Source organism: Acinetobacter sp. MF4640 (assembly GCF_002018895.1).
GTDB classification, from domain to species: Bacteria; Pseudomonadota; Gammaproteobacteria; order Pseudomonadales; family Moraxellaceae; genus Acinetobacter; species Acinetobacter johnsonii.
Genome location: NZ_MVOM01000005.1, coordinates 15,174 through 30,072 on the forward strand (window position 1 = coordinate 15,174; position 14,899 = coordinate 30,072).

13 protein-coding genes are annotated in these 14,899 nt (G+C 41.4%); 5 read left to right on the plus strand and 8 right to left on the minus strand.

Annotation, left to right across the window (positions count from 1 at the left end; all coding sequences use genetic code 11):
* Window positions 1–32 precede the first annotated feature (32 nt).
* Together MF4640_RS02470 and trpS are read right to left on the minus strand one after the other, a co-directional pair.
* Window positions 33–677, minus strand: a complete 645-nt coding sequence (locus MF4640_RS02470) for a YqiJ family protein (RefSeq protein WP_078388589.1) — start codon at window positions 675–677, stop codon at window positions 33–35.
* A gap of 458 nt (window positions 678–1,135) precedes the next feature.
* Window positions 1,136–2,149 (minus strand): tryptophan--tRNA ligase, encoded by a 1,014-nt coding sequence (gene trpS / locus MF4640_RS02475; protein WP_004695576.1) that lies wholly within the window; start codon window positions 2,147–2,149, stop codon window positions 1,136–1,138.
* A 197-nt stretch (window positions 2,150–2,346) separates the two neighbouring features.
* On the opposite strand from trpS, the gene MF4640_RS02480 reads away from it, so the two are divergent.
* Together MF4640_RS02480 and MF4640_RS02485 are read left to right on the plus strand one after the other, a co-directional pair.
* Window positions 2,347–3,273: a DUF808 domain-containing protein gene (locus tag MF4640_RS02480; RefSeq protein WP_078388590.1), complete on the plus strand. Its 927-nt coding sequence runs from the start codon at window positions 2,347–2,349 to the stop codon at window positions 3,271–3,273.
* Between the two features lie 41 nt (window positions 3,274–3,314).
* The gene (locus MF4640_RS02485; protein WP_078388591.1) at window positions 3,315–4,220 is read left to right on the plus strand and encodes a neutral zinc metallopeptidase; all 906 of its coding nucleotides are present in this window, start codon (window positions 3,315–3,317) and stop codon (window positions 4,218–4,220) included.
* 53 nt (window positions 4,221–4,273) lie between these two features.
* Here the strand turns inward: MF4640_RS02485 and MF4640_RS02490 are convergent, their stop codons facing one another.
* The gene (locus tag MF4640_RS02490; RefSeq protein ID WP_017397030.1) at window positions 4,274–4,831 is read right to left on the minus strand and encodes a hypothetical protein; all 558 of its coding nucleotides are present in this window, start codon (window positions 4,829–4,831) and stop codon (window positions 4,274–4,276) included.
* 223 nt (window positions 4,832–5,054) lie between these two features.
* On the opposite strand from MF4640_RS02490, the gene MF4640_RS02495 reads away from it, so the two are divergent.
* A complete protein-coding gene (locus MF4640_RS02495; RefSeq protein ID WP_078388592.1) occupies window positions 5,055–6,554 on the plus strand; it encodes a cation:proton antiporter in 1,500 nt (499 codons plus the stop codon).
* Window positions 6,555–6,668: 114 nt separating this feature from the next.
* On the plus strand, window positions 6,669–6,992 hold the full coding sequence (locus MF4640_RS02500; protein WP_005400422.1) for an MGMT family protein: 324 nt from the start codon (window positions 6,669–6,671) through the stop codon (window positions 6,990–6,992).
* Between the two features lie 43 nt (window positions 6,993–7,035).
* Here MF4640_RS02500 and MF4640_RS02505 read toward each other — a convergent pair whose 3' ends face one another.
* Complete coding sequence (locus MF4640_RS02505; protein WP_078388593.1) at window positions 7,036–7,476, minus strand: universal stress protein; 441 nt, start codon at window positions 7,474–7,476, stop codon at window positions 7,036–7,038.
* Window positions 7,477–7,986: 510 nt separating this feature from the next.
* Between MF4640_RS02505 and MF4640_RS02510 the strand changes: the two genes are divergently transcribed.
* The gene (locus MF4640_RS02510; RefSeq protein WP_078388594.1) at window positions 7,987–8,790 is read left to right on the plus strand and encodes a hypothetical protein; all 804 of its coding nucleotides are present in this window, start codon (window positions 7,987–7,989) and stop codon (window positions 8,788–8,790) included.
* A gap of 34 nt (window positions 8,791–8,824) precedes the next feature.
* Here the strand turns inward: MF4640_RS02510 and MF4640_RS02515 are convergent, their stop codons facing one another.
* From MF4640_RS02515 to carA, 4 genes are all read right to left on the minus strand, one after another.
* Window positions 8,825–9,442 carry a CatB-related O-acetyltransferase gene (locus tag MF4640_RS02515; RefSeq protein WP_078388595.1) on the minus strand — a complete coding sequence of 206 codons (618 nt, stop codon included), beginning with the start codon at window positions 9,440–9,442 and terminating at the stop codon, window positions 8,825–8,827.
* A 213-nt stretch (window positions 9,443–9,655) separates the two neighbouring features.
* Complete coding sequence (gene greA / locus MF4640_RS02520) at window positions 9,656–10,132, minus strand: transcription elongation factor GreA (protein WP_005400425.1); 477 nt, start codon at window positions 10,130–10,132, stop codon at window positions 9,656–9,658.
* 93 nt (window positions 10,133–10,225) lie between these two features.
* A complete protein-coding gene (carB, locus tag MF4640_RS02525) occupies window positions 10,226–13,459 on the minus strand; it encodes a carbamoyl-phosphate synthase large subunit (protein ID WP_005400426.1) in 3,234 nt (1,077 codons plus the stop codon).
* Window positions 13,460–13,473: 14 nt separating this feature from the next.
* A complete protein-coding gene (gene carA, locus MF4640_RS02530) occupies window positions 13,474–14,616 on the minus strand; it encodes a glutamine-hydrolyzing carbamoyl-phosphate synthase small subunit (protein ID WP_004695603.1) in 1,143 nt (380 codons plus the stop codon).
* Window positions 14,617–14,899: the final 283 nt, after the last annotated feature.

The window sequence follows — 14,899 nt, forward strand, 5'->3', positions numbered from 1 at the left end:
TTATTTAAAGTTATAAGTACAAAATGAAAGAATTAAAGTGAAATGGCCTTAAAGCCAATCTTGGTTTTTTGAGTCAAAATCACTTCTTGACCTTGAGAAAAATGAAGGTCTGTTTCAGGTTCAACCAGTACATAATGCGTTTGCCCGAACTGATCTTGAACTCGTGCTTGAGCCGGTGAGTTGACTTTAGCCTCACCTAAAATAATCAGTGCTGTTCGTCCAATCAGCTCTTCACTGTAAATTGCTGTGGTTTCATCTTGTGGTAAAATTTTAGCAATCAGCATGGCGCTGTAACGAATCATAGGCATCGAAAGTACGAGGCAAAGAGGTGCCATGATCCATGCACTCCAATAGCTCCCGGTCCAAGTTTGAAGAATGGACTGTAGAATAAAGCCACTTAAGCTATACAGGGTGAGGAAGATAATCAGCCAAACCAAGAGGGGGACACGGCCGATAAACAACCAATCCAGCAGGGCATTGAGCCAACCTTGATTGGCATCTAGTGCAATGTCGACGTCTTTAGTGTTGCCAAGGTCATTAGGTAAGAATTGGTCAAGTAGGCCTTGTGAGCCGCCGCCTAATACCAATAAAATCAATTCGAGCAGTCCCAATAAAAACATCAGACTGAGGCAAATACTAAAAATTAAATTGGATGGGTGAGTAAATAATTCCCACATTCTAAAGGTTCTCTATTTTTATGCTGTTATCAGTTAAGTGTAAATTTTTAAAAAGAATTGTATTGAAATTGGGCTTTAGCATAGCATTCAAAAAACAGAATGTCTAAATTTGATGGCACATAAAGAGAGAGCAGTTTAATTGTGATTTGATAAATTTTAGGCAAAAAAATACGCAATGATTGGGGTATTCACTGCGTAGAACACGAATCTGTTGTTACACAGTTTCGGTAAAAAGGAGAAATGTTATATCTCAGGGTTAATCTAAGCTATGAAGTTATCATAAGGTCTGCGCGTTCTTATTTCATGAGTATTCACGTTAAGTACTGTAAATTTAGGTTAACAAACGACACTAAATGTCAGTTTTTGAGATGCATGTGGCTTATTCGTGTTTATTTCGCGATTAAAAAAGCCTTTCTCAGTGAGAAAGGCTTAAATATGCGCTTTAGTTTAAGGTGGGTTTAGAAATGAAACACCCCTAAACCCGATTTAACTTCATCTAGAGTCTGCTGAGTGATATCACGACATTTGTCTGTACCTGTCTTCAAAATATCCATGATGTAATCAGGATCTTTCGCAAGTTCCATACGACGTTCACGAATAGGCGTGATCAGCTCTTTCAATACGCCTTCAAGACGTTTTTTCACCGTACCATCGCCCAAACCACCACGGCGGTAATGTGCTTTCAGTTCTTCAACTTCTTCTTTATTTGGATCAAACGCATCTAAATATGTAAATACGATATTACCTTCTACCTGACCGGGGTCTTCAACACGCAGGTGGTTCGGGTCGGTGTACATCGCATTAACAGCTTTTTTAATGTCTTTATCTGTTGCATCCAACACAATAGTATTGCCCAAAGATTTCGACATTTTGGCTTTACCATCAAAGCCGGGTAAACGGCTCATATTGGAAAGCAGAGCCTTACACTCAGGCAGTAATTCCTGACCAATCTGACGGTTTAAGCGGCGTACGATTTCATTGGTCTGTTCGATCATTGGAATTTGGTCTTCACCCACAGGTACAACCGTTGCTTTAAATGCGGTGATATCTGCCGCTTGCGCAACTGGGTAGCATAAGAAACCAGCTGGAATATCACGTTCAAAACCACGCATCTGAATTTCAGACTTGATAGTTGGGTTACGTTCTAAACGAGACACGGTCACAAAGTTGAGATACAACATTGTGAGTTCATTTAGCGCGGGTAAGCTCGACTGCACGCAAATGGTGGTTTTGGTTGGGTCGATTCCGACAGCTAAGTAATCTGTGGCAACTTCAAGAATATTGCGGCGAACTTTTTCGAAATTATCTGCATTGTCAGTAAAGGCTTGTGCATCGGCCAATAATAAATGCTGATGGTGTGAATCCTGCAAACCCACACGTGAACGTAAAGATCCGACAAAGTGCCCTAAATGAAGTTGTCCCGTTGGACGGTCGCCTGTCAAAATAACAGGACGGTTGTCTTGATTACTCATTATCTATTTCCAAAGTCGTCGTAGCGACATGCTATTTTCAAAGAATGCAGACATTGTACGGCATAATCTTTTTCAATGTCAGTCTTAAAAAAACTGCAGTGAAAAAATTATAAAATCAGTTAAATTTCAAAAAACAAATATTCAAAAGCTTAGATCACAGATTAAAATGTCAGAATTCTCAAGATGGATAAAAATAAATGGCGAGTAGCTTATTAATATTACTAGATGATATTGCCACGATATTAGATGACGTTGCGGTCATGAGTAAAATGGCGGCAAAAAAAACGGCGGGTGTTTTGGGCGATGACTTAGCACTGAATGCCCAACAGGTCAGTGGGGTTCGTACTGACCGTGAGCTGCCTGTGGTTTGGGCTGTGGCAAAAGGCTCTTTTGTTAATAAATTAATTTTAGTCCCTGCGGCGCTGTTGATTAGTGTGGTTGCACCGTGGCTGATCACGCCACTGTTAATGATTGGTGGTTTATTTCTATGCTATGAAGGGGTAGAAAAAGTCCTACATAGTTTGCATCACAAAAAAGCCAAAACCGAAGAAGAAGCCAGCCAAGAATTAACTGCGATTGAAACTGATATGGCGACTTTTGAAAAAGATAAAGTCAAAGGGGCGATTCGTACCGACTTTATTTTGTCGGCAGAAATTGTGGTGATTTCACTGGGGACTGTGGCTGCTGCAACTTTTTCAACCAAAGTTATGGTGTTGTCTGTAATTGCCATTTTAATGACCGTCGGTGTATATGGTTTTGTGGCGATGATTGTCAAAATTGATGATTTAGGGCTGTATCTAACTCAGCAAGTCTCTTCATTTAAGCAAAGTATTGGTCGTGGTTTATTGGCTTTTGCACCAAAGCTGATGAAGACCTTAACCATCGTGGGCACTATCGCGATGTTTTTAGTGGGTGGCGGTATTATTTCCCACGGCGTGCCTTTATTGCATCATTTCACTGAAGGTTCAGTGGATTATGCTGAACATATTCCAACTGTGGGCAGTATCATTGGAGCATTAACCCCAACACTGATTAATTTAGTGATCGGTTTTGTGGCTGGTTTGATTGTATTGGCTATTGTGAGCTTGATTAAAAAAGTTTGGCCAAGTTCAAAAAAGGCATAAACTGGATTGGGTCAGCATGAATTAGAAGAAGGAAGAGTGCTATGCGTTGGAAGGGACGTCGAGTCAGTAGCAATGTCGAGGATCGCCGCGGTGGTGGCGGTGTAAAGGCGGGTGGCATCAGTATTTTGGGGCTGATCGTGGCCTTTGTGGCATGGAAGTTTCTAGGTGTCGATCCGCAGCAAGCCTACCAAGCCACTAAACAAGTGACCGCACAAACTGGAGCGGCAGAAACTCAAGGTTTGGATAACCCAACGCCTGATCAGCAGGAAGCGATGGACTTTGTCGGTACGGTACTGGCCGACACTGAAGACACATGGAGTCAAATTTTCCAACAGCAATTGGGACAACAATATGTTCCGCCGAAGTTGGTGATGTTTTCAGGAGTGATCAATTCGGGTTGTGGTACTGCTCAGTCTGCAATGGGGCCGTTTTACTGTCCAGCAGATCAGAAGGTGTATATCGACACCGCTTTCTTTAAAGACATGCGGACTCAAATGGGTATTGGCGGTGAGCAAAACCAAACGGAGTTGACTCGCCAAGATCAAGCGGGTGACTTTGCTCAGGCTTATGTAGTGGCACATGAGGTTGGACACCATATTCAAACTATTTTAGGAATTTCTGAACAAGTGCAAAAAGCTCGTGCACAGGGCTCAAAAGCGCAAGGCAATGCTTTATCGGTACGCCAAGAGTTACAGGCTGACTGTTTAGCAGGAGTATGGGCGCATCATAACAATCAACGAACTCAGTTCTTAGAGCAAGGCGATGTTGAAGAGGCGATGGATGCGGCACATAAGATTGGTGATGATTACCTACAAAAGCGGGCAACAGGGCAAGTGGTCCCTGATAGCTTTACCCATGGAACCAGTCAGCAGCGTATGACTTGGTTTGGCACGGGCTTTAAGTCGGGGCAAGTTGAAAGTTGTGATACTTTTAATCAAGCCATTTAAGTCATAAAAAAAGAGGTGATTAATCACCTCTTTTTATTTTAACCAATTCATTTCTATCGGTTTAAGAACTGCTTAAAGTTTCGAGCAATACGGACACTCACATATAACGCAATACAGGCAAATAACAACACCCCAAACACCACATACTTTAAGTTGCTCATATCCGCACGGTAAAACTGTTGAATTTGTTCAGGCGTATAACGCAATGTTTTAACATCTTGTGTGCGTGTATCGAGATAACTGACTTGCTGAATATAGTTAAACTGACCTGCTTTGAGTAGTTCAATTGACTGAATTTGGCGGGTATGTTGTTCGTTGTAATCATCCACACAAATGTCAGTTAAATAATGATCACAGCTGAGTTTGGCGATATAACCCTGATTGGCCACATGCAAATAAATATGATCATCGGGAGCTTTATTGTTTGAAAGTAGAACCAGTGTTTGATCGGGACGAGAGTTCATTTTAAAACTTTGAGCTGCGGCGAAAGTTTGCTCAGCTTGTAAAATTTCTTTGGTTTTCGCAAAGCAGGTTAGAAACAACGCAAAGGTCGTGAGGAAAATAATCAGTGCGAAGAACATCCGAAAGATGGTTTTAAAAGTGAATTGCATAGGAGATCAAACTTGGCCAAAGGGAAAGTTCACGCATAAAAAACATGCATATGCCCTATGTTAATTCATCATCAGGAGAAATGTTAAAAAAATTATTTTTTTCGGGCGTTGATGTGAAAAATGATTAAAATATTTCGAGCATCAATGTGTATGAAGTGAATTTTTATTCCATAGATAAGCACTGAAAGCCGCCATCTCCCCAACCGCCCAATTTGGAAGTTCAATGGGAAATTATTTTTTTCTACAAGTTTTTACCGTTATTTTTGCATTATCCATTGCAACGACTATTTTCAATAAACGTATTTTAGGTTTTCCCCAAGCCATTGGCGTCCCCATCGTTTCTGCCATTTTTGTCTTTATTTTACAGTGGGGCGCGAGCCTGCTGAGTGGTAATCAGTTTATTACCATCAATATTCATAACATTGAAGAAGCGGTTCGTCACATTGATTTTTATGACTTTTTAATCAATGGCGTGATTTGCTTCATTTTGACCTCGTCGGCACTGAAGTTCAAAGTCTCAGATTTACGTAGTTATTGGAAGCCGATCAGCATTTTAGCCAGTATTGCGTTGGTACTGTGCGCCGTGTTCTTTGGGGTGGTGCTCTACGGTTATCAGTTCATTATTGGACAACATGTCGATTTATTGGTGCTTTTGCTGTTGGGGGCTGCATTGGGTGCAACGGACCCGATTGGGATCAAAGGCGTGCTCAGTTCTGTACGCGCACCGCATCACTTAATGGTCAAGCTCGAAGGCGAATCACTGTTTAATGATGCCATGTGTATTGCGTTATTCATGACGCTATTAAACGTCTTACAAGGTGAAAACTTTACCGTCATGGGCGTGTTGCAGACCTTACTCTATGAAATTTTTGTCGCCGTCATTATTGGTTGGGCCTTTGGTTTAGGGATCTTGCGACTACTGCGTGGTAAGCACGAAATGGAGTCGCTCATTTTAACCACAGCACTCTTGGCCTGCGGTTCGTACTTGGTTGCACTGTTTGCCCACGCTTCAGCGCCGATTGCTTGCGTCATCGGTGGTTTGATTGTAGGGAACAAATGGAAAGAAATTTTACAAGAGCGCGAAATACGTGAAGTGAACCATTTTTGGCATACGGTTGAAGGGATTATTAACTCGTTCTTATTCACCTTAATTGGTTTGGAACTGTTTATTTTAGATCTCAGCTTTAGTCTGATTTTTGGTGGCATCATCGCTTTCATTATTCTGCATGCTTCACGTTTTGCAGCGAACTATTTATCTTTTGCTTTTTTTCCCTCTTTCCGTAAGAAAAGTTATAACGGAAGTTTGGCGATTTTGTCATGGGGTGGAGTGCGTGGAGGGATCTCCTTAGCACTGATCTTAGCGGTAGCCAACGTGCCTGAGCTAAGTGAATACAGCAGTATTTTGATTGGTTATACCTTTATTGCCGTGTTGCTCTCAGGTATGGTCTGCGGTCTAGGATTACCTGCTGTAATGAATGCGTTTTACTACAACCCGAATGAAGAAAAGACGGGTTTTAAAGGCTGGTATCAACGTCTGTGTAATAAAATGAACCGTAAAGGCTTCAAGTACATTATTGGTGAAGATGCACAGGGCTATGAAACCATTATAGTCTATCAACCTGAAGCATTGATTGATGTTAAAGCAGATGACGGCATTGCCGCGGTGCATAACCCTGAGCGAGTTCAGGAAGTGAAACGTCTGGAAAGTCCTGATAATTTTTAGTGATTTACTCAACCAAAAAGCCCCTGTATTGGGGTTTTTTAGAATGGATGAGAGGGCTTATTTGAATCAGATAATGATGTCATTATGGAATACTTAGAATAGGGCACATTTGAAATGGCAGAATCGATAGTCAAAGAACTAGCCCCGATGATTTTTCAGGTGATCGCTCAGATTCCTTATGGGCGGGTAGCCAGTTATGGACAAATTGCACGTTTAGCAGGCATTCCCAAACATTCGCGTTTAGTGGGTTATGTGCTGAAACATATGGATGCAGATAGTAGTTTACCTTGGTATCGGGTAATCAACTCCCAAGGGAAAATTAGCCTAAGTAAACTGAATGATCAGGGACAGAACATTCAAGCACAGTTACTTATGGCGGAAGGTATTTTAGTGATTGGGGACAAAGTGAAAATGAAAGAGTTTCAATGGAATATTTAAAATAGAAATGCCCTACCTCCGTAGAAGTAGAGCACTCGATGTATTACTGGCGAACAACTAAAACAGGAATGTGCGCTTCACCTAAAACACTTTGTGCAACACTGCCTATGAATAAACGTTTTAAACCTGTACGACCATGAGAGCCAATGACAATCAGGTCTGCTTTAGATGTTTCTGCTTCTTTGATAATTTCACGGTGCACCACCTGACCTTCAAGTAGTTTTGCTTCAACTGGAATGCCCAGATCGCTAAATTTAGCCGCAGCTTCCTCTAGCGTTTTCAAAACTGAAGTACGCGCACGTTCAATTAAGTCATTGGTTTGAGTTGCAGAAATGTATTCAGCCGCAATGTAAGGGTCAAGTGCAAGTACTTGAACGACTGTGATTTTTCCGCCAAATGCTTTAGCAAGTTCAGCCGCTTGCGCAACGGCTGCATATGATGTTTCTGAACCGTCTACAGGGACTAAAATGTTTTGGTATGCCATGGTTGTTTCTCCTTATTATCAACTGATTATACGTGCAGATTTCTGTTCTAATGTATTACGGGTTAAATACAGCTTATACCTTGATATTAGCTGTATTTTTTAAAGAATAAAACCTAGTAAATTCATATGGATATTTGCATATGAAATGCTAATTTCTCACTTCTAAATTAGCACAAAAGCGTGTGAATAATAATCAATTTAACACTAAAGTTGAATGTAAATGTAGCGTTTAAGAAACATAGGCTTTGTTTGAAAAATAGCTTATATTTATGAATGGCTTACTACTTTATCAATACGATGACAGATACGAATCAACTGAATTGGCAACGAACAAATTTAGAGAATGTTGAAATGTTTGTTAAGCTATCTTAAATTTTTTGAATGGTTATATTTAAAGAAGAATAAGTAGTTGAATTTTAATGATAATAATAGAATATACAACAATATATTTTAGTAACTTATTAGATGTTAAGCATTAGGTAGCTAAATATTTACCAACTAAGGCAACTCATGATTTTAAATTTTCTCAGAAAACCACTTACAGTCGTAGATTTTTTAGTCTTACTATTATTGTCACCAGTAATTATTAGTATTGTGATCTTTATTGCCATAATTTTAGAACCTAGTGATATTCCAAGTATAAAAGATCAGCCTTATGAGTGTGGGAGATTTGGTAATCAACAAATGAAGATCGATCGAAATTATCTATTTTTTGCAAGAGTTGAATACCAAGATGTGAACTATTGGGGTAAGAATGTTAGAGAACAGCATAATATCAAAGGATGCGATGATCAGATTCAAAATGCTAGTTTTGACGTCAAATGGCCTGAAATGGAGCCATCAGATGGATTTCAGTTGGATTCAAAAAATGTAAATAACATCACAGTAGCACTCAATCAGCGGACTATATGGCTAGAAGAACAAGAGAACAAAGGCTTTTTTGATTCAATTGCTAGTTTAAAACTCTACCTAAGAGATATAGCAACACATGAAGAGATGAGCGCAAAAGAGATCAATGAAAAAAAAGTATTTAACCTAAATCTTGGGCTTTATCAAATAGATGTTAGAGGAATTGGGCGGGTTTCTCAAAGGGTTTTTTGGCAAGAAATTGAGGGGAAAGGAGTGGGTGTCATCATTAATTGCCATTACTTTCAAAGTGAAAATACAAGTTGTGAATTAAGTTATCACGTACCAAATTATGGATTCAATACGAGCTATATAACGATCTATTTTCATGCAGAATTGCTTCCGCATTGGCAAGAAATACAACAAGATTCTTTTAAAATGATCGATTCTTTTCGGGTGAGGGTATAACAAGAAGAATGAGATGCTATCTTACAACAGACGTTTAATTCAGGTGTTCAATGAGTTGAGTAACATCATCTGTCTGTAACTGCTCACGCATTTTTAAAAACTGCTTTTCATCTAAGTCATAGAGCTTCAGTGTAAGCAGTTTTTCTATATCTGCTTCGGGAAAGCGATACTTAATAATCTTGGCAGGTACACCACCCACAACGGCATAGGGTGGAACATCTTTGGTCACGACAGCACCTGTTGCGACCACTGCGCCTTCACCTAACTCCACACCCTGCATAATCATGGCACGAGAGCCAATCCAGCAGCCATCGCCAATGATAGTATTACCTGCGGGCACAAAACTACGCGTATCAAAAGGAAAGGCCGAAATCCAGTCAGTACGATGCAGTTGGTTACCACCCATCATAATGACGCATTCTGCGCCAAAACAAACGAAGTTACCGATATAGAGCTGATCAATTGGTTTGTCTATGGTCGAGGGTTTATCATGTAAATAACGCACAACACAACGTTCAAAACCTTGATCCCAATACGCTGAGTAGTAAGAGTAATTCCCTTTAATGTGAATATTCGGATTCTTCACCGTTTTAGAGATGAACTCAAACTCACACCAGTGTTTGACAGGAGAATTAATCAGGGGTTCAGACATAAAAAGACAGCGTTGGAGAGTGTGAGAAATTATAACAAATAAAAGTCTTGCTTTGAAAAAGAGAGGGGGAATGGATTGCTTAAATCTATCTCATTCTTGGAGTGAAATTTCCCACCTGCATAAGAAGAGGGCTAGGGAGAGGTATTTGGGAAAATACAAAAACAAAAAACCCCTCAATCGAGGGGTTTCTACAGCCGTAAATATCAAAGAACCTTAGATATATGCAACTTTTACAATTTCGTATTCAACTTCACCCTGAGGGGTTTGAATTTTTGCTTCATCGCCTTCGCTTTTGCCCAAAAGGCCACGCGCGATAGGAGAGTTCACTGAAATTTTATTGATTTTAAAATCAGCTTCGTCATCACCAACGATCATATAGGTCTTTTGTTCTTCGGTGTCTAAGTTTTCGATAGTGACTGTCACCCCAAAAACCACGCGACCATTCTGTTCAAGTTCTTTGACATCGATAACTTGAGCCGCACCCAATTTACCTTCGATGTCTTGAACACGACCTTCACAGAAACCTTGTTGCTCACGCGCAGCATGGTATTCCGCATTTTCTTTTAAATCCCCGTGCTCACGTGCTTCAGCAATTGCCGCAATAATACGTGGACGTTCAATACTTTTTAATTGATGTAATTCTTTCTCTAAGGCTAATTTGCCTTGGGGAGTCATAGGATAACGTTGCATTGTTGTCCCTCAAGTCTGTGAGTGTAAAAAATATAGGTTTATAAATGAAAAAAGCCCGCCACCGAGAGGTGACGGGACTTCTCGGTAAACGAATTAACCTACAGTTTGTAAATCTTGCAAACGGTATACATCCATTGGCAATTGAATCGCAAATGCTTGGCATACAGCATCAGCACCGTTCAAGGTCGTAGTGTTATACACTTTCGCTTGAAGTGCTGAACGACGAATCGAGAACGAATCTTGTTGAGCTTGTTTGCCTTCAGTTGTATTGATAATGAGGTGAACTTCGCCATTTTTCAAGCGGTCCACGATATTAGGACGGCCTTCAGTGACTTTATTTACACGTTCACACTCAATACCTGCAGCTTTAATGAACTCATAAGTACCGCCAGTCGCAAGTACTTTGAAGCCAAAGCCTACCAGTTGCTTCGCAATACCAACAGCACGAGGTTTGTCTGAATCACGCACAGAGATAAATGCATGCTTCACTTCGCCTTCTGTAGGAAGACCCGGTACGCGTTCATTCGAGCCTAACACAGCTTTGTAGAATGCTTCACCAAATGTTTTACCTACACCCATGACTTCGCCTGTAGATTTCATCTCAGGGCCAAGAATAGGGTCAACACCCGGGAATTTGTTGAACGGGAACACTGCTTCTTTTACAGAGAAGTGAGTCGGGATGATTTCTTTAGTGAATCCTTGAGATTCTAAAGATTGACCCGCCATACAACGCGCAGCAACTTTCGCTAAAGACTCACCGATACATTTAGAAACGAATGGCACAGTACGAGACGCACGTGGGTTCACTTCTAGGATGTAAACGTCTTCGCCTTTCACAGCAAACTGTACGTTCATCAAACCAACAACGCCAAGCTCTTTCGCCATAGCAACGGTTTGACGACGCATTTCGTCTTGAATTTCAACTGATAGCGAGTATGGAGGAATCGAACATGCTGAGTCACCTGAGTGAATCCCTGCTTGTTCAATGTGCTGCATAATACCGCCAATCACAACGTCTTTACCGTCAGATACACAGTCCACGTCAACTTCGATCGCATCATCTAAGAAACGGTCAAGAAGAACAGGCGCTTCATTTGATGCTTGAACCGCATCACGTAAGTAGCGTTTAAGTTCGTCGTCGTTGTATACGATTTCCATCGCACGACCACCGAGTACATAAGAAGGACGTACCACAAGTGGGTAGCCGACTTTAGATGCTTCAGCCATACCTTCTTCAGCAGATTTTACAATGCTGTTGTTGGGTTGACGAAGTTGAAGACGTTGAATCATTTGTTGGAAACGTTCACGGTCTTCCGCACGGTCAATCGCATCTGGTGATGTACCGATAATTGGGGCACCTGCTTCTTCTAAAGCACGAGCCAATTTAAGCGGAGTCTGACCACCGTACTGAACGATAATGCCTTTTGGCTTTTCAGTACGTACGATTTCAAGTACATCTTCCAAAGTGATTGGTTCGAAGTACAAACGATCAGAAGTGTCGTAATCCGTTGAAACAGTTTCAGGGTTACAGTTCACCATGATGGTTTCGTAGCCATCTTCACGCATTGCAAGCGCCGCGTGTACACAGCAGTAATCGAATTCGATACCTTGACCAATACGGTTAGGACCACCACCGATCACCATGATCTTATCTTTATCAGATGGGTTTGATTCACATTCATCATCGTATGTTGAATACATGTAGGCAGTGTCAGATTCGAATTCTGCCGCACAGGTATCCACACGTTTGTAAACTGGAGTCACGCCTAAGTTCCAACGGTGCTTACGGAATTGTTTTTGTGAAATACCCATCAAGTTCGCGATGCGAAGGTCAGATAAACCTTTACGCTTGAACGAACGGATGTTGTCTGCGTTTAGATCACCAAAACCTAAAGTTTTGATTTCATTTTCAGTTTTGATGATGTCTTCGATTTGGATCAAGAACCATTTATCGATTTTCGTCGCTTGGAACACGTCTTCTAAGGTGAAACCATGACGGAATGCATCGGCTACATACCAAATACGCTCTGGACCCGGAACTTTAAGTTCAACCAAGATCTTTTCTTTCGCGCCTTCAGTACCTACAGCGATTTTTTCATCAAAACCACACGCACCAACTTCAAGACCACGAAGCGCTTTGTTTACAGACTCTTGGAAGTTACGACCAATCGCCATCACTTCACCCACAGACTTCATCTGTGTGGTCAGTGTTGCGTCTGCTTGTGGGAATTTTTCAAAGTTGAAACGTGGAATTTTTGTTACCACGTAGTCAATTGCAGGTTCGAACGAAGCAGGAGTTGTTCCACCCGTGATGTCATTTTTTAATTCATCAAGGGTATAACCAACTGCTAGTTTCGCAGCGATTTTTGCAATTGGGAAACCAGTTGCTTTTGATGCAAGGGCAGATGAACGCGATACACGTGGGTTCATCTCGATGATCACCATACGGCCAGTATCTGGACAGATACCGAACTGAACGTTAGAACCACCTGTTTCCACACCAATTTCACGAAGAACTGCTAAAGATGCATTACGCATCAATTGATATTCTTTGTCTGTCAATGTTTGCGCAGGAGCAACAGTGATTGAGTCACCTGTGTGCACGCCCATTGGGTCAAAGTTTTCGATCGCACAAACGATAATACAGTTGTCGTTTTTGTCACGAACAACTTCCATCTCGTATTCTTTCCAACCAATTAAAGATTCATCAATCAATAATTGTTTGGTTGGAGAAAGATCGAAACCGCGTTCACAGATTTCAAGGAATTCTTCTTTGTTATAAGCGATACCGCCACCTGAACCACCCATCGTGAATGACGGACGGATAATCACAGGGAAGCCGAAGCGTGCTTGAATCTCTAAAGCTTCTTCCATGTTTTCAGCAATCGCAGCTTTTGGACATTCAAGACCAATTTTACGCATTGCTTCATCAAACAGTTTACGGTCTTCAGCTTTTTCAATTGCTTCTTTGGTCGCACCGATCAATTCAACATTGTATTTTTCTAAAATACCGTTGGCATCAAGTGCAAGTGCACAGTTCAATGCTGTTTGACCACCCATTGTAGGAAGGACAGCATCTGGACGCTCTTTTTCAATGATTTGTGCAACAGTCTGCCAAGTGATTGGCTCGATATATGTTGCGTCTGCCATCGCAGGGTCGGTCATAATGGTGGCTGGGTTAGAGTTCACCAAAATAACACGGTAGCCTTCTTCACGAAGAGCCTTACACGCTTGCGCACCTGAGTAGTCAAACTCACATGCCTGTCCGATGACAATCGGACCTGCACCAATAATTAAGATACTTTTAATGTCTGTACGTTTAGCCATGATCGCTTCCTTAATTACTTCTTAGATGCTTCGATAAGTTCGATGAAATGATCGAACAATGGTGCGCAGTCATGCGGACCAGGGCTTGCTTCAGGGTGACCTTGGAAGCTGAACGCTGGTTTGTCTGTACGATGAATCCCTTGAAGAGTTTGATCGAACAAAGACTTGTGCGTAGCTTTCAAGTTTGCAGGAAGTGTTTCTGCATCCACTGCGAAGCCGTGGTTTTGAGAAGTAATCATCACTGTGCCTGTTTCCATGTTTTGAACAGGGTGGTTAGCACCGTGGTGGCCATGCGGCATTTTCACCGTTTTTGCACCTGAGGCAAGTGCAAGAATTTGGTGACCCAAGCAAATACCAAAGACGGGTAGGTTGCGAGCGTCTTCTACAATTGTTTTTACAGCTTCAATTGCGTAGTCACATGCAGCTGGATCGCCAGGGCCGTTCGATAAGAACACGCCATCTGGATTCAATGCAAGCACGTCAGCAGCAGGAGTTTGTGCAGGCACGACAGTGAGTTTACAACCGCGGTCTGCAAGCATACGTAAGATGTTGGTTTTGACACCGTAGTCGTATGCAACAACATGGAATTTAAGTTCAGGTTGTGTGAAGCCTTTGCCTAATACCCAAGAACCTTCTGTCCATTCGAAACCAGTTGGGTCACAGCATTCTTTCGCTAGGTCTAAACCATTTAAACCACCGAATGCGCGTGCTTTTTCTAAAGCCTGCTCTTCAGTAATATTTTCACCAGCAAGGATGCAACCATTTTGCGCACCTTTGTCACGCAAAATACGGGTTAATTTACGCGTATCAATATCTGCAATTGCGACAACATTATGTTCTTTTAAGTATTCGCCTAAAGATTGCGTTGATCGGAAGTTGCTATGCAATAAAGGTAGGTCACGAATGATTAATCCGTTGGCCCACACTTTATGAATTCGACCTGACTCAGCGTCTTCATCATTACAACCTGTGTTACCGATATGAGGGTAAGTTAAAGTCACAAGTTGCTGTGCATAACTCGGGTCAGTCAAAATTTCTTGATAGCCAGTCATGGCAGTGTTGAAAACGACTTCACCAGTCGTACTACCCGATGCACCAATAGACGTTCCTTTAAAGATCGTACCATCGGCAAGGGCTAAAATTGCTGGGGTGCTCAAACCAAAGCTCCTGAAATTTAGGCTGTAAAAAAGCGAGTAGACGAAAAAAAAGGAAGGCTATCTAAAAACCTACCCTCCCTATGTCTGCTCGCTTGAACTTAACATGGCACTATACGCAACTTCACTAACAAAGTCCATGCCAATAAGATGGAATTAACAAGATAAAGTGCTTTTATTTTGTAGCGGATACTGTTTCTAAGTTTTGTAAAGAAAAATGTAACAACAAATAATTGTCTAACAAATCAAAATCTAAATTTTATCGAATCACGCTAAGCTGTCGCTG

Excerpts from the sequence above, each read along its gene's own strand:
- MF4640_RS02510 (WP_078388594.1), top strand. The coding sequence starts at position 7,987 with ATGATTTTAAATTTTCTCAGAAAACCACTTACAGTCGTAGATTTTTTA.
- MF4640_RS02490 (WP_017397030.1), bottom strand. The coding sequence starts at position 4,831 with ATGCAATTCACTTTTAAAACCATCTTTCGGATGTTCTTCGCACTGATT.
- greA (WP_005400425.1), bottom strand. The coding sequence starts at position 10,132 with ATGCAACGTTATCCTATGACTCCCCAAGGCAAATTAGCCTTAGAGAAA.
- trpS (WP_004695576.1), bottom strand. The coding sequence starts at position 2,149 with ATGAGTAATCAAGACAACCGTCCTGTTATTTTGACAGGCGACCGTCCA.
- MF4640_RS02470 (WP_078388589.1), bottom strand. The coding sequence starts at position 677 with ATGTGGGAATTATTTACTCACCCATCCAATTTAATTTTTAGTATTTGC.
- MF4640_RS02500 (WP_005400422.1), top strand. The coding sequence starts at position 6,669 with ATGGCAGAATCGATAGTCAAAGAACTAGCCCCGATGATTTTTCAGGTG.
- MF4640_RS02485 (WP_078388591.1), top strand. The coding sequence starts at position 3,315 with ATGCGTTGGAAGGGACGTCGAGTCAGTAGCAATGTCGAGGATCGCCGC.
- MF4640_RS02480 (WP_078388590.1), top strand. The coding sequence starts at position 2,347 with ATGGCGAGTAGCTTATTAATATTACTAGATGATATTGCCACGATATTA.
- MF4640_RS02505 (WP_078388593.1), bottom strand. The coding sequence starts at position 7,476 with ATGGCATACCAAAACATTTTAGTCCCTGTAGACGGTTCAGAAACATCA.
- carB (WP_005400426.1), bottom strand. The coding sequence starts at position 13,459 with ATGGCTAAACGTACAGACATTAAAAGTATCTTAATTATTGGTGCAGGT.
- MF4640_RS02495 (WP_078388592.1), top strand. The coding sequence starts at position 5,055 with ATGGGAAATTATTTTTTTCTACAAGTTTTTACCGTTATTTTTGCATTA.
- MF4640_RS02515 (WP_078388595.1), bottom strand. The coding sequence starts at position 9,442 with ATGTCTGAACCCCTGATTAATTCTCCTGTCAAACACTGGTGTGAGTTT.